At 62.1% G+C, this 25,623-nt stretch carries 20 protein-coding genes; 7 read left to right on the top strand and 13 right to left on the bottom strand.

Annotated elements, in window-relative coordinates:
* Window positions 1-51 precede the first annotated feature (51 nt).
* On the top strand, window positions 52-1,554 hold the full coding sequence (gene amaB, locus DL86_RS09925) for an L-piperidine-6-carboxylate dehydrogenase (protein ID WP_036260778.1): 1,503 nt from the start codon (window positions 52-54) through the stop codon (window positions 1,552-1,554).
* 31 nt (window positions 1,555-1,585) lie between these two features.
* On the opposite strand, the gene DL86_RS09920 is transcribed toward amaB, so the two are convergent.
* From DL86_RS09920 to DL86_RS09905, 4 genes are all read right to left on the bottom strand, one after another.
* Window positions 1,586-2,380 carry an ABC transporter permease gene (locus DL86_RS09920; protein WP_084572822.1) on the bottom strand — a complete coding sequence of 265 codons (795 nt, stop codon included), beginning with the start codon at window positions 2,378-2,380 and terminating at the stop codon, window positions 1,586-1,588.
* Window positions 2,370-3,338, bottom strand: coding sequence for an ABC transporter ATP-binding protein (locus DL86_RS09915; protein WP_036260776.1), 969 nt, complete (start codon window positions 3,336-3,338; stop codon window positions 2,370-2,372). Before DL86_RS09915 ends, DL86_RS09920 begins: the two co-directional genes overlap by 11 nt.
* A complete protein-coding gene (locus DL86_RS09910) occupies window positions 3,335-4,489 on the bottom strand; it encodes an ABC transporter permease (protein ID WP_036260774.1) in 1,155 nt (384 codons plus the stop codon). The genes DL86_RS09915 and DL86_RS09910 overlap by 4 nt, the downstream gene beginning before the upstream one ends.
* 108 nt (window positions 4,490-4,597) lie before the next feature.
* Entirely contained in the window at window positions 4,598-5,512 is a 915-nt protein-coding gene (locus DL86_RS09905; protein ID WP_036260773.1) for a glycine betaine ABC transporter substrate-binding protein, read from the bottom strand.
* Between the two features lie 273 nt (window positions 5,513-5,785).
* Between DL86_RS09905 and egtB the strand changes: the two genes are divergently transcribed.
* Entirely contained in the window at window positions 5,786-7,060 is a 1,275-nt protein-coding gene (egtB, locus tag DL86_RS09900; RefSeq protein WP_245276329.1) for an ergothioneine biosynthesis protein EgtB, read from the top strand.
* Window positions 7,060-8,040, top strand: a complete 981-nt coding sequence (egtD, locus tag DL86_RS09895; RefSeq protein ID WP_036260771.1) for an L-histidine N(alpha)-methyltransferase — start codon at window positions 7,060-7,062, stop codon at window positions 8,038-8,040. The genes egtB and egtD overlap by 1 nt, the downstream gene beginning before the upstream one ends.
* A 41-nt stretch (window positions 8,041-8,081) precedes the next feature.
* Here the strand turns inward: egtD and DL86_RS09890 are convergent, their stop codons facing one another.
* Window positions 8,082-8,636 (bottom strand): carboxymuconolactone decarboxylase family protein, encoded by a 555-nt coding sequence (locus DL86_RS09890; protein ID WP_036260769.1) that lies wholly within the window; start codon window positions 8,634-8,636, stop codon window positions 8,082-8,084.
* A gap of 13 nt (window positions 8,637-8,649) precedes the next feature.
* The gene (locus DL86_RS09885; RefSeq protein WP_036260909.1) at window positions 8,650-10,374 is read right to left on the bottom strand and encodes a thiamine pyrophosphate-binding protein; all 1,725 of its coding nucleotides are present in this window, start codon (window positions 10,372-10,374) and stop codon (window positions 8,650-8,652) included.
* 554 nt (window positions 10,375-10,928) lie between these two features.
* Between DL86_RS09885 and msrB the strand changes: the two genes are divergently transcribed.
* On the top strand, window positions 10,929-11,327 hold the full coding sequence (gene msrB, locus DL86_RS09875; protein WP_425348912.1) for a peptide-methionine (R)-S-oxide reductase MsrB: 399 nt from the start codon (window positions 10,929-10,931) through the stop codon (window positions 11,325-11,327).
* 66 nt (window positions 11,328-11,393) lie between these two features.
* On the opposite strand, the gene DL86_RS09870 is transcribed toward msrB, so the two are convergent.
* Window positions 11,394-12,482 (bottom strand): hypothetical protein, encoded by a 1,089-nt coding sequence (locus DL86_RS09870; protein WP_036260765.1) that lies wholly within the window; start codon window positions 12,480-12,482, stop codon window positions 11,394-11,396.
* A 141-nt stretch (window positions 12,483-12,623) separates the two neighbouring features.
* On the bottom strand, window positions 12,624-13,424 hold the full coding sequence (locus DL86_RS09865) for a 2OG-Fe dioxygenase family protein (protein WP_245276328.1): 801 nt from the start codon (window positions 13,422-13,424) through the stop codon (window positions 12,624-12,626).
* A 344-nt stretch (window positions 13,425-13,768) separates the two neighbouring features.
* Here DL86_RS09865 and DL86_RS09860 point away from each other — a divergent pair, with 344 nt between their 5' ends.
* Window positions 13,769-14,332, top strand: a complete 564-nt coding sequence (locus DL86_RS09860) for a GNAT family N-acetyltransferase (protein ID WP_036260764.1) — start codon at window positions 13,769-13,771, stop codon at window positions 14,330-14,332.
* A gap of 22 nt (window positions 14,333-14,354) precedes the next feature.
* Here the strand turns inward: DL86_RS09860 and DL86_RS09855 are convergent, their stop codons facing one another.
* Complete coding sequence (locus DL86_RS09855) at window positions 14,355-16,709, bottom strand: Orn/Lys/Arg family decarboxylase (protein ID WP_036260762.1); 2,355 nt, start codon at window positions 16,707-16,709, stop codon at window positions 14,355-14,357.
* Window positions 16,710-17,057: 348 nt separating this feature from the next.
* Here DL86_RS09855 and DL86_RS09850 point away from each other — a divergent pair, with 348 nt between their 5' ends.
* Complete coding sequence (locus tag DL86_RS09850; protein ID WP_036260903.1) at window positions 17,058-17,471, top strand: DoxX family protein; 414 nt, start codon at window positions 17,058-17,060, stop codon at window positions 17,469-17,471.
* A gap of 22 nt (window positions 17,472-17,493) precedes the next feature.
* Here DL86_RS09850 and DL86_RS09845 read toward each other — a convergent pair whose 3' ends face one another.
* The gene (locus DL86_RS09845; protein WP_036260761.1) at window positions 17,494-18,915 is read right to left on the bottom strand and encodes an L-serine ammonia-lyase; all 1,422 of its coding nucleotides are present in this window, start codon (window positions 18,913-18,915) and stop codon (window positions 17,494-17,496) included.
* 491 nt (window positions 18,916-19,406) lie between these two features.
* On the opposite strand from DL86_RS09845, the gene DL86_RS09835 reads away from it, so the two are divergent.
* Entirely contained in the window at window positions 19,407-19,616 is a 210-nt protein-coding gene (locus DL86_RS09835; RefSeq protein WP_036260757.1) for a cold-shock protein, read from the top strand.
* A gap of 305 nt (window positions 19,617-19,921) precedes the next feature.
* Here DL86_RS09835 and DL86_RS09825 read toward each other — a convergent pair whose 3' ends face one another.
* The 3 genes from DL86_RS09825 to DL86_RS09815 all read right to left on the bottom strand — a co-directional run bounded on the left by DL86_RS09825 (window position 19,922) and on the right by DL86_RS09815 (window position 25,384).
* The gene (locus DL86_RS09825; protein ID WP_036260755.1) at window positions 19,922-23,065 is read right to left on the bottom strand and encodes an efflux RND transporter permease subunit; all 3,144 of its coding nucleotides are present in this window, start codon (window positions 23,063-23,065) and stop codon (window positions 19,922-19,924) included.
* Window positions 23,066-23,069: 4 nt separating this feature from the next.
* The gene (locus DL86_RS09820) at window positions 23,070-24,200 is read right to left on the bottom strand and encodes an efflux RND transporter periplasmic adaptor subunit (RefSeq protein WP_036260754.1); all 1,131 of its coding nucleotides are present in this window, start codon (window positions 24,198-24,200) and stop codon (window positions 23,070-23,072) included.
* Between the two features lie 314 nt (window positions 24,201-24,514).
* Entirely contained in the window at window positions 24,515-25,384 is an 870-nt protein-coding gene (locus DL86_RS09815) for a hypothetical protein (protein ID WP_051953120.1), read from the bottom strand.
* Window positions 25,385-25,623 lie beyond the last annotated feature (239 nt).

Genomic DNA, 25,623 nt, shown 5'->3' with positions numbered 1-25,623 from the left:
AGGCCGGAAAGTCTCACCATATGACTCAGAATATCTTCAAAGGGCGGTTTCATGCCAAATCTCGCCGCATTGCTTTCTCGCCTCGGCGTTCAGCCGTCCTCTGTGGGCGCGCTCGCGAGCCGTTGCCCCATCGATGGATCGGAACTTGGCCGCGCGGGCGAATATTCCCCGCCAGACGTCAGCGCCGCGATCGGGCGCGCGCATGAGGCGTTTCTGCGGTGGCGCTCCGTCCCCGGGCCTAGGCGCGGCCAGCTCATCCGCGGTTTCGGCGACGTTCTGCGCGCCCATAAGGAGGATCTGGGGCTTCTCGTAACCTGCGAAACCGGCAAGATCATCGAAGAAGGGCTCGGCGAAGTTCAAGAAATGATCGACATCTGCGACTATGCAGTTGGATTGTCGCGCCAGCTCTATGGCCTGACCATAGCCGCCGAACGTCCTGGCCACGCCATGCGCGAGACCTGGCACCCGTTGGGCGTCGTCGGCATCATCACGGCTTTCAACTTTCCCGTCGCCGTATGGGCCTGGAACGCCGTGATCGCCCTTGTTTGCGGCGACGCCTGCGTCTGGAAACCCTCCGAGAAAACGCCGCTTTGCGCCCTCGCCGCGCAAGCCTTGTTCGACAAGGCGGCCGATGCGCTTGATTTTGTTCCGCCAAATCTGAGCCAGCTCGTCACCGGCGGCCAGCGGACCGGCGAGGCTCTTGTCGGCGATCCGCGCGTCCCGCTTGTCTCGGCCACGGGTTCGACGCGAATGGGCCGCGAGATCGCGCCGCAACTCGCCAAGCGTTTCGCCCGCTGCATCCTCGAACTTGGCGGCAATAATGCGATGATCGTCGCGCCTTCGGCCGATCTTTCGCTTGCAACCCGCGCCATCGTATTCGCGGCGGTCGGAACCGCCGGCCAGCGCTGCACCAGCCTGCGCCGGCTTATCGTCCATGACAGTCTGCGCCCTGCCCTGATCGAGCGGCTGAAGCTTGCCTATGGGCAAGCGACGATCGGCGATCCGCGAGACCGGCGTCATCTGATCGGCCCATTGATCGACAAGGCCGCCTTTGACTCTATGCAACGCGCGCTCAAAGAGGCCGCCGCCGCGGGAGGGCGCGTTCACGGCGGCGAGCGCATCTTGATCGAACGCTGGCCCGACGCCTATTACGTCCGCCCCGCCTTGGTCGAAATGCCGGATCAGGCGCCCATTGTGCATCGGGAGACCTTCGCCCCAATTCTTTACGTCCTTGGCTATCGAGACTGGGACGAAGCAATCCGCCTCCACAATGGCGTGCCGCAAGGGCTGGCCTCATCCATCTTCACGACCGATCTTCGCGAAGCGGAACGCTTCCTGTCGGCGTCCGGTTCGGACTGCGGCATCGCCAATGTCAACATCGGTCCTTCGGGGGCGGAGATTGGCGGCGCCTTCGGCGGCGAGAAGGAGAGCGGGGGCGGCCGCGAGGCCGGTTCGGACAGTTGGAAGGCCTATATGCGCCGCGCGACCAACACGATCAACTACAGCACCGAACTGCCGCTTGCTCAGGGCATCCGCTTCGACATCGGGACGTGACTGCGTTCCGGTTCGAACCGCGGCGGCCGCCTCACCCGCCGTTGAAGCCGCCGCCTTTGAGATCGAGAAACAGGCGCGAGCCTTCAAGCCAATCGAACAACCGGTCGCTCGTCACGGCGAGCAGGCCCACTATGATGGCCCCTTGCAGAACATAGGCCGGGTTTGACGCCGAGAGCCCTTCGATGATCGGCGAACCCAGCGACAGGGCGCCGACGCTCGAGCCGATCGTCGCGGTGCCGATGTTGATGATCACCGCATTGCGCAAGCCCGCGACAATGAACGGCAGCGCGAGCGGCAGTTCGATCCGCCGCAACAGGTCGGAGCGCGCAAAGCCGATGCCGATGGCGGCGTCGCGGGCGCCGGCGGGAACGGCGTGAAGGCCCGTAATCGTCGCTTCCAGGATGGGAAGAATGGCGTAAACGGCGAGGGCGGCCAGCGTCGGGGCCGCGCCATAGCCGAGCGAGGGGATAGCCAGCGCCAGCACCGCGATCGGCGGAAAGGTCTGTCCGGCGGCGGCGATGGCGCTGACAATGGGCGCGAATTCGCGGCCGCTTTCGCGGGTGACGAAAATGCCGAGGCCGATCCCGACCGCCGCCGCGACGAAGCTGGAAATCGCGACGAGCTGGCAATGCGCGAGGGTCAGTTCGAGAAAACTCGCGCGCCCATAGATGGGATTGCGCAGGTCGGGAAAGAGGGCGTGAAAAAGCGGCCCCGCCGCCGGCACGAGGACAATGGCGGCGATCAACAAAGGCGCTGGCCACAGTCCGCGCCAGTGCGCGGAGTAGCGGACGAATTTTGTGAACAATGCCGCCAACTCAGCGCGCATCGTCGCCCGCGATAATGTCGGCGGCGTGGATTTCGCCGAGCCGCGCGCCGCTCTCGTCCTCGACGTCCAGATGGTCGCAGCCGCGCGCCAACATCAGCGTCAATGCAGCCTTGAGGCTGGCGCTCGCGGCTATGGTCTCTCCAGCTCCTGCGCCAACTCCCTGGCCAAATATCCGGCCAAGTTTTGAGCCGGATCGCAAACGGTCTTGGACCGGCGTGAACTCGAGAAGGCGGAGCGGCAAGTTATCGCCGCCCAGAAATGCGCGGACGAACTGGTCCGCCGGCCGCAGCATGATTTCCGCGGGAGCGCCGGTCTGAACCAGAGCGCCCTTGTTCATCACCGCCATATGCGTCGCCAGGCGCAAGGCCTCGTCCATGTCATGGGTGACGAACACGATCGTCTTGCAGCTTTGCGCATGGAGGCGGCGCAACTCCTCCTGCAGATCGGCGCGGCTGACCGGATCAAGCGCGGCGAAAGGCTCGTCCATCAAGATCACATCGGGATCGGCGGCGAGCGCGCGGGCGACTCCGATGCGCTGTTGCTGGCCCCCAGACAACTGACGCGGATAGCGTGGAAGGAGCGCCGGATCGATCCGCAGCATGGCGACGATTTCATCGAGGCGCTCGGCGCAACGCGCGTCGCTCCAGCCCAAAAGGCGCGGCACGGCGGCAATATTGTCTTTGATGGTCCAATGCGGGAAGAGGCCGCCCGATTGGATGACATAGCCGATGCCGCGCCGCAGCGTCACCGGGTCCAATTTGGCGATGTCCTGACCGCCAATCTCGATCTTTCCCCGGTCGCAGGAAATCATCGCATTGATCATGCGCAGCACCGTCGATTTGCCGCAACCAGATGGGCCGATCAGCACGAAAAAGGCGCCGCCTTCGATGCGCAGCGAAAGATTGTCGACGGCGAGAGCGCCGCCAAACGATTTGGAGACTTCGCGCAATTCAATCACATTCGTCTCCGCGCCGCCGCAAGCAGCATCTGGAAACTGAAATCAGCGGCCAGCGCCAGAAGGACGATCGGGATCGCGCCGACAAGGACGAGGTCCATGACATATTGGCCAATGCCTTGAAACACGAATGCGCCGAGCCCCCCGGCGCCGATCAAGGCGGCGACGGCGGCAAGGCCGACGGACTGGACCGTGACCACGCGCAAGGCCGAGACAAGCGCCGGCGCGGCGAGCGGAAACTCGACCGAAACGAAAATTTGGCGGGCGTTGAAGCCGATGCCGGCGGCGGCGTCCTTCACCTCCGCCGCGACTTCGGTAAAGCCGGTGTAGGAATTACGAACAAGCGGCAGCAGCGCGTAAAGCGTCAAGGCGATGATCGCCGGCGCCGCGCCGGTTCCGCCGATCCCGACATCGTGGAGGAAAGGCCACTGCGCGCTCAGGGCCGAGAGCGGAGCGATCAAGACGCCAAACAACGCCAAGGAGGGAATGGTCTGGAGAACCCCGAGGCTCGAAAAGATGGCGCAGCGCATGCTGGCCCGGCGCAAGGCGAGCGCGGTGAGGGGCGCGCCAATCATGAGCGCGAAAAACAGCGCCCCGGCGACAAGCCCGATATGGCGCCATAATTGGCTGAAGAAAATCGCGCGATGGCTTGAGAATTCCTTGGCGAGCGAAAGATCCGCAAATGTTCCGGCTTGCGCCATGAGGACAAAGCCGACGCCAAGCGCCAAGCCGAAACCAATGCGCAGGGGCAGAGGCGGTTTGGCCCTCTGCGCGGCGTCGACCATCGCGAGAAAGGCGATCGCAACCAGGGTCCAGAAGGCGAGGCCGAGCGAAGATCGCGCGGCCGGTAGATCGGCCCTTGCGAGCAGCGCGGCGAAATGGCCGGCCCCTGCGAGGCTTCCCCACAAGACGCCAGCCGCGGCCAGAACGGTCGCGATGGAACGTTGCTTGTCTTGGCGCATGAAAGCCAAGAGCGCGAGCAGCGATAGAAAGATTATGATCGCGGCGGCTTCGGGAAAGGGCGCCTGCCATAGAGGAAGCGCAAGCCCGCGCGCGAGCCGGTTCGGCGCAACCTCGAGGAAGCCGCCGAAGCCCACGCCAAGGGCACCGGCGCAGCAAAGCGCCAGCAGCACGCGATTATGAACGACCGGCATCGAGCTCTCCTCGCCGTCGCCTAAGGGGCGCCCTCAAAGCGGGTCCCAAGAGCTGTATCCGCAAGAGGCGCATCCGCACGGGCGCATCGCGAGAATGCGCCCCAAGCCCTAATCAAGCAATCCGCGCGCGCGCAGAAAATCCCCCGCGGCGACGCTGGGATCTTGTCCTTCGATAGCGACTTTCTCATTCAAATCGCGGAGGTTCGCAAGATCGAGGAGGGCGAAGACGGGCGCGAGAACCTCCTTGATCTGCGGATAGAGTTCGAGGATCGCCGCGCGCGCCACGGGAGCTGGCGCATAGACCGGCTCGGCATGGCGGGTATCTTCCAGGACGCGGAGATCGAGGGCCTTCAACGCGCCATCCGCGCCATAGGCCATGGCGGCATTGACGCCGGAAAGTCCATCGGCGGCGGCCTTCATCGTCGCCGAAGTTTCGCCCCCTGACAGAACCAGGAGCTGCGCGGCCGTGAGCTTGAAGCCATAGGCCGCCTCGAAAGCCGGGAGTCCCGCCGGGCTCTCCACGAATTCGGCGGAAGCGGCGAGTTTAACTCTGTTGCCGCCCCGCGCAAAGCGGGCGAAATCGTCGAGAGTTACGAGGTTCTGCGCGCGCGCCAGCCGGTTGGGAACCGCGATCGCCCAGGTATTGTCGGCCGGCGCTGGGGCAAGCCAAACCAGGCGATTTCGTTGATAATCGAGCGCCGCGGCGCGGGCGTAACCCGCCTCCGCGTCCCTCCAAACAGGATCGCCTTCCTGGTGGAAAAAGAAGGCGGCGTTGCCGGTATATTCCACGCAAAGGTCGATCGCGCCGGAGAGCAAGGCCTGGCGCAAAATCGCGGTCGATCCGATTTGCAGCCGGTTTTGCGTTGCAATGCCGGCCCGCCCGAGCGCAAGCAACATCAGATGGCCGAGCAGCCCACCCTCGAGATCGGCCTTTGAGCCGACCACGACTGGCGCGGCGCCCCAGCATTTACGTGCAAGAACAAGCCCCAGCGCTCCGGCCAGGCATCCGCGCCGCGTCAGCATTCATGCCTCCGATCGCATCTTCGTTAAGTCGATTCAAAGGGTTGTCGCAAACACCCGCCGCATTCGCGGATCCGACCGCGCCATCGATTTGATCTGCGACTCCCAAGAATTGATCAAGCGATTGCCGGACATGGAGCCCTTTCATTGTCACATTGCCCCTTTATTTTACCGGAAAGCGAAGCGGCGATGCGCGTGGAACCCTGAGCTTAATGCGCCGTTTCAATGGCTGCGATGACTTTTCCGGCTGGTTTGGAGTGCAAGATGACGCCGCCAATGGCTCAGCCCGTCCCAGACCGGCAACAGTGGACGAAGAACCTTGAGGAGAGACTGTTTCGCAGCCGTCGGCTGACGCTCTATCTGTGCGCGCCGCTTGGGATTGAGGACCAGGCGGCCCAGGCCAATGAAGACGCCAGCCCGACCAAATGGCATCTCGCCCATGTTACCTGGTTCTTCGAAACATTTGTGCTGCTGCCTTATCTGCCAGGCTATCGGGTTTTCGACGAGCGCTTCAATTACTGTTTCAACTCCTATTACGAGGCCCAAGGGGAGCGCCAACCGCGCCCGCTGCGCGGTCTTTTGACCCGGCCAACCCTTTTTGACGTGCGGACCTACCGGACCTATGTCGACGAAGCCTTGCAGAACTTGTTTTCGCGCGGGCTGGCCGCGAGCGACGAGGTCGGCCAGCGGATCGAAATCGGCGTCAATCACGAACAGCAACACCAGGAACTGTTGCTGACCGACATATTGAGCCTTTTCGCGCTCAGCCCGTTGCGGCCCGCCTATCGGGACGGCGCCCCGCTCCGGGCGCATCAGGAGACCGCGGAGCTGACCTGGACGCGTTTTGAGGGCGGCCGGCGCGCCGTCGGCCACAGCGGCCAAGGATTTGCTTACGACAATGAAACGCCTCGCCACGACGTCCTGGCGCGGCCGTTCAAACTCGCCGACCGTCTCGTCGCCAATGGCGAATGGCTGGCGTTCATGGCTGACGGCGGCTACCGCAATCCCGCCCTGTGGCTGGCCGATGGCTGGGCGAGGGTCAATCGCGATGGCTGGCGCGCGCCGCTCTACTGGGAGGAGCGCGACGGATGCTGGTTGCAGATGACGCTTTGGGGCCTGCAAATGGTCGATCCCGCCGCCCCGGTCTGCCATGTCAGCTATTACGAGGCCGACGCTTTCGCCCGCTGGGCCGGCAAGCGCCTGCCCACCGAATTCGAGTGGGAAATCGCCGCCGGCGCCTGTCCCGTGAGCGGCAATATGCTCGCTCAAGGGTCGCTGCGCCCCCTCCCCGCGCAGAAGGCCAAGGGCCTGCGCCAAATGTTTGGCGATGTGTGGGAATGGACGCAAAGCGCCTATGCGCCCTACCCAGGCTATCGCCCGGCCCCCGGCGCATTGGGCGAATATAATGGCAAGTTCATGTGCAGCCAGCAGGTCTTGCGCGGCGCCTCCTGCGTCACCCCGGAGGACCACGCCCGCGCGACCTACCGCAACTTTTTCTATCCCCACCAGCGCTGGCAGTTTTGCGGTCTGCGCCTTGCCGACGAGGCCTGATGACAAAGAGCGCCGAACAACCGACTCCGAGCGTCGACGCGACGCCGGATGTGGAACTCGCGCGCGCAGTCGTCGCGGGATTGTCGCAGCCGCAAAAGACCCTGCCCTGCGCGCTTCTTTATGATGCGCGGGGCAGCGCGCTTTTCGAACAGATCACCGCCTTGCCGGAATATTATCCGACGCGGACCGAAGCCGCGATCCTCGCCGGGGCCGCATCGGACATCGCCGCGCATACGCCGCCGGGAAGCCTCCTGGTCGAATTCGGCTCAGGCTCGAGCCGCAAGACCGAAATCCTGCTCGAAGCCTTGCCGAGCCTTGCCGCCTATGTGCCGATCGACGTCTCACAAACCGCGCTGGAGGATGCCCGCGCCCGGCTCGCCGGGCGCTTTCCGGCCTTGCGCATCATCCCAATCAGGGGCGATTTCACGCAGCAACTGGTCTTGCCGCAGACGCTCGCCAAGCGGCCGCGCCTCGGATTTTTTCCCGGCTCGACAATCGGCAATTTCGCTCCCTTGGAGGCCTGCGCCCTGCTGCGGCAAATGGGCCAAAGCCTCGGACCTTGCGGCCGGCTGCTGATTGGCGTCGACCTCCAGAAGGATTTGGCTCGGCTTATTTCTGCTTATGACGACGCGGCGGGCGTGACCGCGCTTTTCAACCTCAATCTCCTGCACCGGATCAACCGCGAGATGGGCGCCGACTTCGCAGTGGATCGTTTCGCCCATGTCGCGCTCTACAATGGGGCCGAAGGGCGGATCGAAATGCACCTCGAAAGCCTTACGGCGCAGACCGTCGCCCTCGGCGGGCGGCGTTTCGATTTCGCCGAAGGCGAGCGGATTCACACCGAGAATTCCTACAAATATACGGTCGCGCAATTCCACGAACTCGCGGCCGGCGCCGGATGGACGCCGCGTCGGCTCTGGACCGACGCCGAGGATCTCTTCAGCCTGCATGAATTGACCCCGCACGACGCGCATCCCTGAACGGATCGCGCAAGTCCGGGCGGCGCCGAAGCGAGACAAGATCAGAACGGCTTCGCGGCGCCGTCTGGCGGGCGAATCGCGAAGCCTTGATTGATGGCGGCGAACATCTGGTAGAAGCCCGACAAGACCACCAGTTCGACGAAGCCCTCCATGCCGAACCGCTGAATGCTCTGGTCTTGGACGGCTTGCGGAATATCCTTCCAGGCCAATGTCGCGGCCAGCACTTTTGCGGCGAGATCATAGGGCGCGGCGAACGCGCCAACCATGAGCCCATCCTTTTGCAGCGCGGCGATGACCGATGCGGGAACGCCGGCGGCCTCCGCATGTTCGACGTGATCGATCCATTCGAAGGCGGCCCCGGTGCTGCGGGCGACGCTCAAGACTGCGAATTGATAAATGTCTCGGGGGAGGCTGCCCTGAAACTTCAAATAGAAGCCCAGATCCTCCACCTTGCCGCAGAGGTGCGGATGATTCATCAGCGCGGAATAGGGACCGCCGAAGGGCGCTCCCTGCCCCCTTCGCCGTTCGATCATCGCTTGGTAACTAGCGAGATCGGTTGGCGAGAGCTTTGTCGGATCGAACGGCAATTGCGCCATAAGGGCCTCCGCTTCACTCGTGGTAGGAGAAGGCCGCGCAGGCCAAGGCCCAGTCGTGCACCGGCGTCGTAAAGGCCTTGTCGGTCTTGATGTCGATGAGGCATGGACCCGGTCCGGCCAACGCCCGTGCGAAGGCGCCGGCGAGGTCGGCGGGCTGGCGGACGGTTTCCCCACGGCAACCCAAAGCCGCGGCAAAAGCCGCCCAGTCGTGATCGGGCAAGCGCGTCAGCTCATCGGGAACCGGACCTTGCGCATGGGCCCGCAGCCAGACATTGCCAAGCGCCGCATTGTTCAACACGACAAAAATAACCGGGAGCCCATAACGCGCGGCTGTGGACACTTCGATGCCGTTCATGCGCATGCATCCATCGCCGGTAATGACGGCGACCCGCCGGCGCGGCTGCGCGCATTGAACCCCAGCGGCGGCGGCGATGGCCCAGCCCATGGGGCCGAGATTGGTGGCGGAGATGTATGTGCGCGGCTCGTAGGAGGCCCAATAATGGCCGGCGAACGCGCGATGGGCGCCGGAATCGACGAGCAAAATGCCATCGCGGGGAAGAGCGCGCCTCAATTCGGCGATGACGCGCGCCGGATGGATCGGGACGGCGTCGCTGGCGCAATTTTCAATCTCTTGAAAGCGGGGCTTGGCGCGGATGTCCGACGCCCAGGCGGCGCGCTCCGCGAGGGTCGCCTGCAAGGGGGATCGGAGTTCGTCGCCGCGGCTGAGCAAATAGGTCAGATAGGCGCCGCAATCGCCAATGACGCCGCCGCCTTGCGTATGCATGCCAATGCTGGCCGGCGTGAGATTGACGCAAATCGTGGCGCTGGGGTTGAGTTGCAGCGACCAATGCATGCTGTCGCGCTCGTTCAACCCCGATCCCAACACGATCAGCAGATCGGGCGGCGCATCGACCAGGGCCATGCGGGCGTGATGGGAGCCGGCGTAGCCGAACACGCCCAAGGACAAAAGATGATCCTCCGGGAAAACGCCTTTCGCCCTGAGCGTCGTGGCGACCGGAATGCCCCAGAGCTCGGCGAATTTCAACAGCGCCTGCGCCGCGTTGGCGTGCTCCGCTCCGGCTCCGGCGAGGATCGCGATTCGGGCCGGGGGCTTGGCGCCGGAAGATCCGAAAAAATGCTGCAGCGACGCCTCTGCGCCGCTCAGCGACAGCGCGGCGGGATCGGCGAGCGCCGGCTCGATTTTGGAATAGGCGGCGAAAATCTCCCCCACTTGGCAATCTTGCGGCAGGGAGAGATGCACCGGCCCGGAAGGCCGGGTCCGAAGCCGCAGCATCGCCTGCTTGAAGAGATGCGGCAAATTTCTGGGATTATCGATCGATGAAGAGTAGCGAACCACCGGTTTCAGAATCGCGACATCGTCGAGCGTCTGCGGACTGGCGTCCTGAAACATCCCCAGCCCCTCGACAAGCGTGCTGACTTCGCCGCTCATCAAGAAGACCGGCGAGCCGTCGGTCTCAGCGGCCGCGATCGCCGTCACGGCATTGGCGAGACCCGGCCCACCAATGCACAGAGCGACGCCGAATTTTCCGCTCGCCCGCGCATAGCCATCGGCCATATAGGCCGCCCCGCCCTCCTGCGCGGCGACAATCGGGGTCAACGCCTTCTGCCGCCCAAGCGCCGGCAAAAAAGGATCGACCAGCCCGCCGGGAACCATGAAGACATGATCGATTTCCTCCAACGCCAAGGCGTTGAGGATGAAATCCGCGCCGAGCTGCATCGCATGCTCCATTCAAAATGCCTGCCTTGCCCCACCGAGACGCGGCGGCTTTTGAAGGCGCGTCGCCACGAAGAGGCAAGAAGGTCATTTGCCCACGAATCGTTCTAAACAATAGAGATTAATGATCACCTGGAGGGCTCGCGACAAATTCGCGCGCCGACCACGTGAACCGATGAAAACATGCTCCAACTCTTTGAAATTGAGCGATTCCTTTTCGATTCCATCTGATCGGGAAGCGCTCTAGCCAAAAAAGGACCAAGTTTTCGTTAAATTCCAGCATCAAGACAAAGAGATAAACAAGTTCGATTCAGCTTAATGACAACTTGCTCTTGAGCAGATCGCAAGCGGCGATAACAGATTCTTTCGATGAACCCTTCCTTTCCCCTTGATCAGGAGTTGAGTTCTTGGCCGCCCGGGCGCGGCGAGCCGCGACCCCTTGCCGCTTTTCGCGGGGAGGGGGCAGGCCGTGAGAACGGGCGCCCGAATTTTGAAGAATGAATTATTCAAAAAATCCATCGTTTCTTTAAGAACTTGTCCGTGTGGAGATTAAAATTATGAGTTCCAAGTTCAAAGTCACGCGCACCGATGCCGAATGGCGGAGTCTGCTGTCCCCGGAACAGTATAAGGTGATGCGCGAGCGCGGAACCGAAGCGCCTGGAAGCTGCGCTTTGAACCTTGAGAGACGCCTCGGCAGGTTCGTTTGCGCGGGCTGCGATCAGCCTTTGTTCGAATCAAAGGTGAAATTCGAGAGCGGCACGCGGTGGCCCAGTTTCAACGAGCCGATCGAGGGCGCCACCGAGTCCGCGGAGGACCGGAGCCATGGAATAGTCCGCGTCGAAGTCCATTGCAGCCGCTGCGGCAGCCACCTCGGACATGTCTTCGACGACGGCCCTCCTCCGACCTATATGCGCTATTGCATCAATGGAATCGCCTTGAAGTTCGAGCCTTCTTGAAAAGCCTTCGGCAGGAACAGGCAATGTTCGCGCGCGCGGCCTTTTTTGCGTGCGCTGAATGGGGAATTATCCCTCCCGCCCCGCGGGCCGCAAAGCGCGCAAGGCGCGTGGAAGCCGCGCATCGATCCCGCGCCCGATCGCCGCATGATTTTGATGGAAGGCGATGCCAAGCCCGATCGTCAGCAAGCCGATCGCCGACAACGCGAATGAGAACAGCAAGGCGTCCTTGAAAATATCATCGGCGAGATGGCCGAGGTAAATCGCGATGCCGAGCGCGCCGAAGATCGCATAGATCCGGCGGCCGATGAACACGGCGAAAATGACCAGACCGATATTGATGAGGCAGTAGAGAGCGCCCTGCCATTCGCTGGCGCCCTTGCTGAAGCTCAAACCGCCCCAGAAGGCCGCGGCACCGGCAAGATGCAGCCAAAAGGCGAAATTGCCGCGCGTCCGCCATTTCAGATCGACGATCCAGCCGCTGGCCATGACCGCGAGGCCGAACCATAGGGAGACTTGCCGCCGCAGCTCGAAATCGCCGACATCGGCCCTGGCGAACCAAGCCGCGAGATCCATCGACATGAACCAAAGGGCGACCGCCGCGATCATCGTTATGAAGGGGAATGGATAAAAGCGAAGGGCGAGGATGGCGGCGACGATCGTCGCGAGCTCCATGTAGAGCCAGCTTGCATTGATATAAGGGAAGAAGCCGCGATATTCTCCCGGACTGCCAAGGGCCTCGCTCCAGAGGCCAAGCTGGTCCTGAACGCCATAAACCGCCATTGGCGTCATCGCCACCGCGATGGCGACGGCAAGCCCGCCCGGCGTCCGCAGCCCTTTCTTGCGCCAAAGATAATCGCCAAGCGCGATGAAAACGCCGGCGTAGACAATCGCAGTCGCGGTCAGCGCCTTGCCGCCCATGCGGTTGAAGGCCTCGTTCGTAAACAAGCCCATCGCCGTGATGACGATGAGCGCCCCGGCATACCAAAGGACATGGGTGAGATCGAACCGAACCGGAGCCGGCGGCGCAACGGCCGCCATTTCGGATTGAGGCAAGCCTTTCTTGCGCCCGCGCAGATAGGCGATCAGGGCCTTGCAATCATTCTCGTTCAAAATGCCGGCGTCGCGCGCGGCGATCAGATCATCGTCGGTGAACAAGGGTGCTGGTCCCGATCATGCGTAGGCCAAAGCGCGAACCCGCTTAAGCGCAGCCAAAATTTCACATTCATGGGACGAAGGCGAGCGGCTTCGATGTGCGCCATCGCATGGCCCGGACCTTCGGCGCTCGGGCCGCGCGTTTCAATCCAAGCTTAGGAGACCTGCGGGGCTTGGGAGACCTGCGGGCGCGTCGCGGAAAGTGATGACCGCGACGTCCCGATGCGCGAGGCGATTTTCATCCAGGGCGCGAATCGCCGTCACCCCGTGAAAAACCCGGTTGTCCTGCAGGAAGACGGCGTCCAGGGGATTGATAAGCGTGAAATCGCCCAGATGCGCGCGATCGAGACTATGGATCGAGGTCACCCCGCTTTCCACATTCTCCCGCTTGACCAGCACGACCAGCACGAAATCCACCCCATCGCGATGCAGCCCCTCAGGCGTGGGCTGGCCGATTTGTCCGGCGCGGGCTTCGATGCGGAACTGATGCATCTCGACATGCCAGGGGCGCCGCCTGTCCCGCTCCGGCGTCAAGGCGTCGAAGACATCGCGGCCAGCCTCGATGAGAGCCAGCGTCGTCGGATTTGCGGCGACTGCCTCGGTCACCGGCTCGAACCAGCGTTCGACGCCGCCATTCAGCGGATTATAATCCGGGCTCTGATAATGCGCCTGATGCGCCTTGCGAGCGACGCCTTCCGAGGAAACCGCGAAAGCCGCGAAGCGCCGGCGCCGATAGCGGCCGCCATCGGCCATATAGGCGTCAAAGCCAAGATTTTCCCAGCTCGCGGCAAAGGACGGCCAGCCAGCAATCGCGGCGGCCGGGAGGAGGGCGCGAAACTCATCTGCGGGAGCAAAGCTGAATCCGCCTCTGCGCACCTCCTCCGCGATCGCGGCGATGGGCCGGGTCAGGAAGCGGGCGGGCGGTTGGCTTGGTAAATGGCGCAAGGGCGTCCTGCAAAAATCGCGGGCCTGGAATTTTCCGCCGGAAGCGCCGGCCCGAGACCCCAGTTAGGTTTCCGATCCTGCTTTTACAAGGATTATGTCGTGATCTAAGACCGAGAGCGCCTCCCGATCAGATGGAATCATCTGATCGGGAAGGAATCGCGGCTTGATCGCGCCGAAATCACATTTTCTTCAACTCCGCGCAAAAGGTTTCGGTTGTCATCAAGAGTTCATTTTTGGATGGTCGGTCAAGACCGCCTCTTCCGGGGTCGCGGTCGGAATGTGAAAATCGCGCGGAAGGGATCTTCATTCCCCGCCGGCCAAGACGCTTAAGCCCGGAAACCAATATGCTCGATCAGCCTGTCGCTATCACGGTCCGCCCATCATCCGAGATGGACGTTCCGGCCATGCTCGCCATTTACACCTATTATGCTCAATTTGGCCTCGGCGATTATCAGGCCGAGCCGCTGCGTCCCGACGACATCAAGCGGCGGCGAAAGGCGATGCTCAATCGCCGCCTTCCGCACCTCGTCGCCGAGCAGGCCGGTTTGGTCGTCGGATATGCCTATGCCGTTCCATTTCTCAAGCGTCCCGCCTATCGCTACGCCGTCAAGCATTCGATCTATGTGCATAAGGATCATGTGCGTTCGGGCGTCGGCCGGCGGCTGCTGCCAGTCCTGATCGACGCTTGCGCGCAAGCGGGGTTCCGGCAGATGGTCTGCTACATCGACAGCGTCAACGCCGCATCGCTTCGCCTCCATGAATCGGTTGGGTTCGAACGCTCCGGCGTGTTGCGCTCGGTCGGCTTCAAGTTTGGTCATTGGACCGACACTGTGTTGATGCAACGCGCGCTTGGCCCCGGAGGCGCGACGCCGCCGAGCGATCCCGCGCCGGAGATCGAAAAAAGCTGATCGACCCCTCGGACATAGAGCCCTATTCGCGAACGACATAGGTGTGGAACCTGACCGTTCCATCCGGGTCGATCTCGCGATAGACGCCCTGAATTTCCGCCTCGAAGCCGGGAAAGAGATTGGCGCTGCGCTCGAACATTTTCAGATAGTCGAGCATCGGCTTGGCCCGCTCGTCGAGCCTCTCGCCAGGAACGATCGTCGCTATTCCGGGCGGATAGACAACGAAAAGCGTCGTCGCGATTCGGCCAAAGATCTTATCGATCGGCAGATAGTCGACCTTGTTGCGGACCATTTGGCGGACGGCCTCATGCGGCGCCATCGCCATTTGCGGAAGATGCTCAGGAGTGAATTGCGCCTTTTGCAATTTGCTGGTCGCGCAGTCGCGGTAGAAGGCATGCATCTGCCCGCAGAGATCGCGCAGCCGCAAGCCGGCGTAGCGGGCGGGCCGGGCGCGGACGAATTCGGGAAAGACATCGACGAGCCGGGCATTCTCGTCATGCAGCTTCTTGAAGGCGACCAGCGCGCTGAGCAATGTCCAGGCCTTGCTCGATTCTACCCCAGGCGTCAGCAGGAACAGGAGCGAATTAAGATCGTTCTTTTCCGGAACGATGCGGTTTTCGCGCAGATATTGCGCGACGACGGGGGCCGGAATCCCATGCGCCTCATAGGCGCCCGCGCGGCGATCAAATCCCGGCGTCAGCAAGGTCAGCTTCATCGGATCGGTGATCGCGAAACCCGGCTCGACATGGCCGAACCCGTGCCACGACGCGCCGGGCGCCATTTCCCAATAGCGGGCGTGGGAGACGAGCTCCTCCGTCGGGACGCTTTCCCAAGCTACGTCGCGCGGGGCCTCTCCCGGACGCGCGGCGGCGACGATTCGATCCGGGACGAAGGCGTCGAAAAACCAGCGCCGGTCGGGATCCTGCTCCTTTGCCTCGAACTCCCGTCTGACCGCGCGCAACTTTTTGCGCAATTCTATCCCAAGCTTGATGGTGTCGTCCCAAAGGACCTCGCCGGAGCGGCCTTTCATCATCTGCGCGCCAACGTCGAGCGAGGCGAACAGCGGATAGAAGGGCGAGGTCGAGGCGTGCAACAGAAAGAACTCGTTGAAGCGGCGATGCTCGACCCGCCGCTCCTGGCCGCGAATGTGATTGTCCTTCACATGGATCTGCGAGGCCTGTGAAAAGCTCGCGAGCTGCTTATGCGTCGATTGGGTGGCGATGATGCCGGGGTGGTTCGGGCCAAGCGCGCCAAGGCCCATGGCGAAGCGATCGGCGAACAAGGGGTGGAACTTCATGAACCCGGCCCATGCCTCGTCGAAGAGAACATAGTCGCAAAGATGCCCGATCCGATCGAGGATCATCCGCGCATTGTAGATCGTCCCGTCATAGGTGCATTGCTCGATGACCGCGACCCGGAACGGCCGTTCGCGCCGCCAAGCCTCCTTGTCCTTGACGAGGGGGTGATTGCGGATCTTTTCGCGAATGCGCGCCTCGTCGAGCGCTTCTGGATAGATCGGGCCGATCAGGCCATATTGATTGCGGTCGGTTTCAAGAAAAATTGGAATCCCGGCGCCAAGGAACAAGGCCCCGTGATGCGCCGCTTTATGATTGTTGCGGTCAAACAGCACGAGATCGTCCTCGGCGACCAAGGCGGAGAGTACGATCTTATTGGAGGAGGAGGTTCCGTTCAGGACGAAATAGGTCCGCTCGGCCCCAAAGATCGCCGCCGCCTCTTTCTGGGCGCGCAGCGCCGGCCCCTCATGGACCAGGAGATCGCCGAGTTCGAGCACGGAATTGTCGAGATCGTCGCGAAAGATCGCTTCGCCAAAATGTTCGACGAAGATCCGGCCGATTGGGCTGCGGCTGTAGAAAATGCCGCCATTATGGCCGGGGCAGGTCCATAATTGATTGCCCTCTTCCGCGTAATCGACGAGGGCGCCAAAGAAGGGAGTCTTCAAGGTCTCGGCATATTGCTTGAGCCGGCTGACGAGATTTTTGGCGATGAATTCCGGCGTCTCTTCGGCGAGAAAGACATAGCCGTCGATATAATCCAGCACCTCGACCGGGATATCCTCGAACTGCTTGCGGCGAACAAGCATCACGATCGGCATTTCAAGGCCGCGCCGACGCATGAGATTGATCAGCGCGGCGGTCTTTCCTTCGACGCCCTTCTTGCCCCAGTCGACCACCATGCAGCCGATCGCCGCGTCGGTCTGCACGGCGATTTCGGCGTCCTCGATCCGCCGCGCCCGCACGACGTCGATTCCAAGCTGCTGGATGGCGACGATGATCTGCTGGAGCCGCAGCCCCTCGAGGTCTTGTTCGTCGAATGCCGGGGCGCATACGAGAAAAGTGAAACGCCTGAAGAAGTCCATAACAAGCTCCGCTAAAGCGCTTCCCGATCTGATGGATTCATCTGATCGAAAAGGAAGCGCTCCGGTTCAGTGAGGTGGAGCATGTTCTAGGACCATGCTCGGGCGAGGCGCGTTGGCGGACGCGCACAAGCACAGAGGCGCCGCGCCGTGACGCTCGGATGACAGCGATGCGCCTTGACCTGGCGGCTGAGGCGAGTAGCTCTTGCGCTGGAGGTCTGCCGCATTATCCGAACAGGACGCAAGGCAGTACACAATATAGTTATATACAATTAAATTTTATCCTAATGATTTTGATCGCGCGCTATTGTTTATTGCGGCGGACGTCGCCCTTAAATGGAGGAGGACGCTATGTTCAAGATCGTTCCGATTCACTGGACTCCAAAATTTCTGGCGGCCTTGCGCATCGTCGCCGGGCTGCTTTTCCTGGCTCATGGCTCAGTCAAGGTGCTGGGCTTGCCAGCCGGGGCGGCGCCGGGTCCCCAACCGATCTTCACATTGCTCGGCATCGGCGGCCTGATCGAGCTGATCGGCGGCGCGTTGATCGTGCTGGGCCTCTTCACCCGGCCAACCGCCGTGCTTTTGGCGGGAGAAATGGCCGTCGCCTATTTCATGTTTCATGCGCCTAAAGGCTTCTTCCCGGTTCTCAATGGCGGCGAGGCGGCGGCGCTATATTGCTTCATCTTCCTCTATCTGGCGGCGGCGGGGCCTGGAGCCTGGAGTCTCGACGATCTACTCGAAAGCCGCGCGCGACGGGACGCGTAAGAACAGCCAGTCCGGCCGCGCCTCAACATTCAACGACATTGACGGCAAGGCCGCCAAGGCTCGTTTCCTTATACTTCGACTGCATGTCGAGCCCGGTCTGCCGCATCGTCTCTATGACCGCGTCGAGGGAGACATGATGGGCGCCATCGCCGTGCAAGGCGAGGCGGGCGGCGTTGATGGCCTTCACCGCGCCCATCGTGTTGCGCTCGATGCAAGGGATCTGGACAAGCCCGCCGATCGGATCGCAGGTCAGGCCGAGATTATGCTCCATGCCGATCTCCGCCGCATTCTCCACCTGAGCATTGGCGCCCCCAAGCGCGGCGGCGAGGCCGGCGGCGGCCATCGAACAGGCTACCCCGACCTCTCCCTGGCAGCCCATTTCCGCCGCCGATACCGACGCCCTCTTTTTGTACAGCGCGCCGATGGCGGCGGCGGTGAGGAGGAGCGTCCGCGATCCGTCGATGCTCGCGCCAGGGCAGAATGTCTCATAATATTTCAGCACGGCCGGAAGCACGCCCGCCGCGCCATTCGTCGGCGCCGTGACGACCCGGCCGCCGGCGGCGTTCTCCTCATTGACGGCCAGCGCATAAAGGCTGACCCAGTCGAAGATTCGCGACGGGTCGAGGCTGGCGGCAGTCTCGACGAGGTCTTCATACAGCGCTTTCGCGCGCCGCCGCACCTTGAGGCCGCCCGGCAGGACGCCGCCCTGCCCGCATCCGCGCTCGATGCAGGCAAACATCGCCGCGCGCACGCGATCGACGAATTCAAGGGTCTCGGATTGCTCTCGCCACGCCTGTTCATTTGCTAGGACGATTTCGTGAATGCGCAGGCCGTTCTCGCGGCCGATCGCAAGAAGCTCCGCCGCCGATGAAAACGGATGCCGCAGCCGGCAATTGGAGCCGCGATCGCAGGAGGCGTCCTCGCCATCGAGGACGATTGCCCCGCCGCCAACGGAGTAATATTGCTGCGCAATCAGCGGCCGGGCGCCCTGGTGGGCCTCGAAGCGCAGGCCATTGGGATGGGCCGGCAAAAACTCTCCGGTTCTAAACAGCAGGTCGCGCCTCTCGGCGAAATCAATGGGCTTGGAGCCGCCGAGCGCGAGGGCGCCGCCCCGCCGCACATCCTCGATGAGCGCCGCCACACTGGCGGGCTCGACCCGCTCCGGCTCCCAACCCGAAAGGCCGAGGATCACGGCGACATCGGTCGCGTGGCCTCGTCCAGTCAGCGCCAGGGAGCCGAAAAGCTCGACCCGAACATTCTCGACGCGCGGCTCGAGGCCCGCAGCCTGGAGGAATTGGACAAAGCGGAACGCAGCTCGCATCGGCCCGACCGTATGCGAACTCGACGGACCGATGCCGATCGTAAAAAGGTCGGCGATGCTGATGGAGGCTTCGGCGCGCTGGCGCCAAGCCGCGCCGTGGTCCGGGATGATGGTTTCGAGCATGCGCGACGCTTTCCCAACCGGGCGCATCGCCGGCCTTCGTGCGCCCCTTCCGCCATTTCGCCTGAGACTATGAGTCCCTCGGCGGGCGCGCCTCTCGATTTGTCGCACGCCCTTAATGCAAGCCAGTGACGGCTTCGCTTAGGCGGCGGACCGTGCCGGCGCATGGCGACGGAATGGATAGCGGCACAGGGGTCATAGGATGTCAAGCTGAGCGATGTCGAGCAAGGAAGGCGGCGGCAACGACCAGCCCTCGCATGACCCGTAAGGCGCCGACCAAGCCGCGCTTTTTCGAAATATCGCCGCCGGTTTCCGCTGGAAAAACCCGAAAAATCAGACAATCAACCCAAGATTGCTCAGGCCGCGCTCCGCCTTTCTCTTGCAATCGGCCCGAGGAACGTGAAGATGGGCGCCATCATTTTGCTGTGGGGAGCCAGGCACTTGATGCGCAGCGCAAAAACGCGCCGCGCTCCGCTCATGATTGGAGACTTTAGATGCCGACTGGCACTGTAAAATGGTTCAACAGCACCAAGGGTTACGGATTCATCACCCCGGATAACGGCGGCGCCGACGTCTTTGTGCATATTTCCGCCGTTGAACGCGCAGGGCTGAATGGCCTGCAGGACGGGCAAAAAGTCTCGTTCGAGGAAGAGCGCGACCCCAAAAAGGGAAAGACCTCCGCCATCAATCTCAAGGTCGTCTAGAGCGCTTTCCGATCGAATGGAGTCATTCGATCGATCAGAAATCGCTCCAGCACTAGAAAGTCTAAGCATATTCTTATCGAACAGATTGAATCAATCTGTTCGGAATATGCTCTCGCCCATTTTCGCGCGAAGCCGACGCCGCTTCGCCACAGGAAAATGCATTAACGCCAAAAGCTGGAGCTGCTTTCCGATTCCATGGAATCCGAAAGCGGCTCTAGGGCGGGATGCGAAAAAGTGGACGCCGGTTTTTCGCGTCAAATCCCGCTCTCTTCTCAACAATAGATCGCGCCGGCGCAAGGAAGGCCTCACTCCTTTGGACTCGCGGCGGCGGCGCCTGCAAAGCCGCGTTTGACCCTTTCCCGCAACGCCTGGAACTGAACATAGAGAGCCGGGATCGCAAAGATTCCGATGAAGGACGCCGCAATCATGCCGCCGAAAACCGGCGTGCTGACATTGCGCCGCGCCAGCATCGCGGCTCCGGTCCCAAACACCAGCGGCGCCAGACCGAGGATGAAGGCGAAGGAGGTCATCATCACCGGCCGGAAACGCAGCCGCGCGCCCTCTATCGCCGCCTCCAGCAAGGGCATGCCCTGCTCGCGCCGCTCTTTCGCGAATTCGACAATGAGAATGCCGTTTTTCGCGGCGAGGCCGATCAGCACGATCATCCCGATCTGGGCGTAGAGATCGAGCGTAAGGCCAGTGACAACCAGCGCGGCGAAGGCCCCCGCGATGCCGATCGCGACCGAGAGCAGCACCGGGACCGGGATCGTCCAGCTCTCATAGAGCGCGACCAGGAACAGGAACGCGAACAGCACGGCGAAGGCGAGAATGATCGCCGTCTTGCCTTCGGCGCGCTTTTCCTGGAACGAAATATCGGTCCATTCGCCGCGATATCCGGCGGGAAGCGCCTTGGCCGCGACGCTCTCCATCGCATTGAGCGCCTGACCGGAGGAAATGCCCGGCGCCGGGCTCCCCTGCACCGTCACGGCGAGGCGGTTATTATAGCGGATCAGCGCCTGCGGACCGACGACGATGCGCACTTCGACGAGGCTGCGCAACGCGATCATCTTGCCTTCCGCGCTGCGGACATTGATGCGGTTGATGTCGTCGATCGACTTGCGGTCATCGGCTTCGCCCTGGACCTGAACCTGCCAGGTCCGGCCGAACAGGTTGACGTCATTGACATAGACGCCCCCGAGCGACGTCTGCAGCGCCTGGAAAATATCGCTGATCTCGATGCCGAGGATCTTCGCCTTGTCGCGATCGATGTCGAGATAGATCGACGGATTGGTGGCGGAGAAGGTGCTGAACACGCGCGAGAGCTGCGGATCCTGATTGGCCGCGACCAGCAAGCCGCGCAGAACTTGCGCCAGCGCCTTGGGATCACTGCCGCCGAGCGCGCGAAGAACATAGCTGAACCCGCCTCCGGTGCCGAGGCCGATGATCGGCGGCGGCGCCAGCGGGATGGCCCTGGCGCCTCTGACGGCGCGCAGCTTTTCCCCCAATCGCGCGATGATCGCCGGCGCGCCATCCGCCGCCGCCGTCCGCTCGTCGAAAGGCTTCAGCGAAACGATGATGAAGGCGGCGTTGGGCTGCGAATAATTGTCGACGAAGTTCAGCCCGACGATGGAGGAATAGTCGGCGATCGCCGGTTCCTCCTTCAAGATCGCCTCCACCTGGCTAACGGCGTCGGTCGTCCGGCCGATCGAGGCGGCGTCCGGCAGCTGGACAACGACGAAGAAAGCGCCCTGGTCTTCCTCGGGCAGAAAGCCTGTCGGCGTCACTTTGCCAAAAGCAATGATCCCGACAATCGAGACGGCGACCATAACAAGGCCAATGATCGCGACGCGCACCAGCCGGGCCACCACAGCGCCATAGGCGTCGCGCACCCAGTCGATGCCGCGCATGATCGCCCCGATCGGTCCTCGGCGCGGCCCATGATGGGGCCGCAGCAACAGCGCGCAGAGCGCCGGGGAGAGCGTCAAGGCGTTGATCGCCGATAAGAACATCGAGACGGCGACGGTGACCGCGAACTGGCGGAACAATTCGCCGGAGATGCCGGGGATGAAAGCCACCGGCACGAAAACCGACAGCAGCACCAGCGTGATCGCGATGATCGGAGCGGTGATGCCCGCCATCGCCTTCTTGGTCGCCTCCGCTGGACTTAGTTCCGGATGTTGCTCCATCATGGCTTCGACCGCCTCGACCACCACGATGGCGTCGTCGACGACAATGCCGATCGCCAGAATGAGCGCGAGTAGCGATACGGTGTTGGCGGAATAGCCGATCGCGTTCAAGACGATGAATGTGCCGATCAGGCTGACCGGAACGGCGACGGTGGGGATCAGCGTCGCGCGGAGATTGCCGAGGAAGAGGAAGACCACGAGAACGACAAGCGCGAAGGCCTCGATCAGCGTATGTTCGACGACTTCGATCGTCGCCGAGACGAATGTGGTCGGATCATAGGTGATCTTCCAGGCGAGATCGTCGGGGAAGTCCTTCGCCGCCGCCGTCAGTCTTTGCTTGACGGCGGCCAGCGTCTGCAGCGCATTCGCTCCCGGCGACTGATAAATGCCGATGAGAGAGGCGGGCGCGCCGTTCAGCCGCGTCGTGCGGTCGAGATTGGCGGCGCCGAGCTCCAGCCGCGCGACGTCCGAAAGCCGCAAGATCGATCCGTCGGGATTGGTGCGGATAACGATATTCTCGAACTCCTCTACCGAGGACAAGCGGCCCTTGGTCTGGATGTTCAATTGCAACTGCGCATCGTCGGCGATCGGACGGGCGCCGATCCGGCCGACCGCGGCTTGGACATTCTGACTCTTGATCGCGTTGACGATATCGCCTGTGGTCAGGCCGAGGCCGGTCAGCCGGTCTGTCTGCACCCAGGTTCGAATCGCGTAGTCCTGCGGACCGAACAAGAGGGCGTCGCCGACGCCAGGCGTGCTCTTGACGTCGTCGACGAGGTTGATCGTCGCGTAATTGGAAATGAACAGCTCGTCATGGGTCCGCTTCGGCGAATAGACCGAGACCACTCCGAGCAGCGCTGAGGATTGCTTCTTGACCTTGACCCCTTGGCGCCGCACGTCTTCCGGCAATTTCGACAGCGCGACCTGAACGCGGTTGTTGACATTGACGGTGTTGATGTCGGGATTTGTGCCGAGCTCGAACGAGACCAGCAGCGAATAGCTGCCGTCATTGCCGCTGACGCTCTTCATGTAGATCATCTTGTCGACGCCGACGATCTGGCTTTCGAGCGGTTGGGCAATCGTCGCCTCCACCACAGCCGCCGAAGCGCCTGGGTAGGAGGTCGCGACGGATACCTGCGGCGGCACGATGTCGGGATATTGCGCGACGGGGATGGCCAGCAGCGAAACCAAGCCGGCGATGACCATGACGATCGCGATGACGACCGCAAGGCGCGGCCGATCGACAAAAACGGACGAAAGCATCGGATCAGCTCCGGCCAGGGGCAGGGGCCGCCGGGGCGGCGAGGACGGGCGCGCCGGGGCGTAAGCCCTCCAACCCTTCGACGATCACTTGTTCGCCGCCCTCGAGCCCTGATTCTACAACCGAATTGGAGCCGCTCTCGCCATTCAATTTGAGCCGCCGGACGACCGCCTTGCCATCCTCGACCACGAAGACATAGGGGCCTTGCTGATCGGCGATGAGCGCGGCCTGCGGGATGACGACTTTTTCTTTTGGCTTCTCGCCTTGCACGGTGACGCGGACCAACTGGCCGTCGATCAGCTTGCCGTCGGGATTAGGCATTGTGGCGCGCACGGTGACCGCATCGGTCGCCCGGTCCACCGACACATCGACAAAGTTGATCTTGCCTGGATAGGGATATTTCGATCCATCCGAAAAGCGGAGATTGACCTGCACCGACGCGCCGACCGAGCGCCGTTCGTCGGCCTGCAAACGGAGAAATTCGCGCTGGCTGACCGGCGCGACGACATACATCGGGTCCTGGCTGACGATGCTGGTCAGAACGCCGCTATCGGGTCCGACCACATTGCCCTTGGTGACGCTGGTGCGGCCGATCAAGCCGGAGATCGGCGCCATGATCTCGGTGTAATGCAGATTGATCTTCGCGGCGTCGAGATTGGCCTTGGCGACGACGACGTCGCCCTTCGCGGTCTGCTCCTCCGCCACCCTTTGGTCGCGGACGGCGGCCGAGCCCGATTGCGTTTTCAGAAGCGATTCCGCGCGTTCGCGTTGGGCTGTTGCGTTCCCGGCCTGTCCCTCCGCCTTCATGAGCGCGCCCTGCGTCTGCTGTACCGCGGCCTGGAAGGGCTCCTGCTCGAGCCGGTACAAAGGAGCGCCCTCCTTGACCTTATCGCCCTCCTTGAAGAGGACCGCTTCAAGAAAGCCGGTGACGCGGGCGCGGACATTGACCCGCTCCATCGCTTCGACGCGCCCAACAAACTCCTGCGCCTGAGTGACGGGCTCTTTGCTGGCGATGACCGCCCCAACGCGCGTCGCCGCCGGAGCCGCCTTTGGGGCGGCCGGAAGCGGGTCCTTGGCCAAAGCGCCGGCGGGAGCAAGAAGAAGGGCGAGGGAAAAAGCGCGGATCGAGAGACGCATCGTCGTGCTCCGATGGATCGACAGCAGGTTGGCTGCTACGCTTAACCGATCGGGCGACAATGTGCGACGGGGGCCAGGGATTTTCTGGTGGCGCGGGCGCGCGCCAATGAGGAAAGTGTTCGCCTTTTCACGCAGCGGTCAAGGCGCGCCCGCACAACCGCCTTCACGAAATGTCGCTTGCGGCCGATTTGGCGCAGAACTGGGCGTAGAAAAAGCAGCGGCCGCGCTGAGGACGCCGCTTTTCTCGGCCTGTTTTTCCCTCGAGATCCATGAATCCAGATTCATCGGATGGACCCATCCGATCGGAAAGCGCTCTAGACGTAGACGAATGGAAATTTCGCGATGTGCTGCCGGCGCTGCTCGTCCGTGAGGCCGGAGGCCACGCTTCTGCGATGATAAAGGAAGGCTTCGGCAACCGTCACCGTGGGGAATTGCGGCGCCTGAATATCGTTTCTAAGGAAAAACGCGTTCACGCCGGAGGATTCGCATCCGATCAACCGGTAACCCTTGGCCTTCGCAAGCTTGTCCAGCGCCGCGAGCGACGCGCCCTCGTAAAACCCATTCGAGGCTTCGATCGGAGCGTAGTTGGGATCGTATTTTATGGTGATCGGGAGATCCGGCCCAAGTCGATCATTATATTCCATGATGACCAGTCTTGGAGAAACGACCTCGATCGCCTGCCAAACCCAGTAATCATTGCTGTCAATATCAATGGATAGAATATCGATCTCGCCGGAAAACCCATTATCCCGGAAGAGTTTATTGACATTATCGACGGTAACGAATCCCGATAATGTCTTGATGCCGGGCCTGCCGAGAATCCGGAACGCCTGCTGCGCGACTTTCGGCGATAGGCTTGAGGCATCGATAAACAGCGTGTCCATCTTTTGGAACAGCACTTCATTCATGCAATTTGCTTGCGTGGGATGGAAGCCGAATTCAATGATTTTTTTGGTCTTCCGTCCAATGACTTGAAATATGCCGTCAATGATCCCGGCCTCTCCATATTCGGAAAGGACGCTGTGCTCGAGCGTCTTGAGAGCCAGCGGCTTTTGTCCATTGTCGCGCAGGATGGCCCTGTTGGCGTTTTGCAACGCCGCCGACGCCTGGAAAAATTTGGCCTTTGAGAGCAATTTTCCGGCGACGAAAAGAGCGGCCAGAGGAAGCGGCAGGTTCCGTTTCAACCAGGATCTTGCTGTAAGTCCAGGGACCGACGGACGGAGTGGTTCTGCAGTCACAGTTGTCATGTTGCACCCCTATTGCAAGAAGTCTCGCATAACTTAGAAGTTTTGCAGCGCTTACGATGGGGTTTATACAAGCTAAATAAGGAACCAAGAAGGCGCTGCGCTTGGCTTAGGGCGAAGCGCTCAAAAATTGTAGCTTTCTGGATAGGAACATACGCCGAAACAAAGAGATAGAGAGC

Origin of the sequence: Methylocapsa aurea (genome assembly GCF_000746085.1) — a bacterium.
In the GTDB taxonomy this organism is placed as follows: domain Bacteria; phylum Pseudomonadota; class Alphaproteobacteria; order Rhizobiales; family Beijerinckiaceae; genus Methylocapsa; species Methylocapsa aurea.
This window is presented reverse-complemented; position numbering and strand designations above follow the sequence as displayed.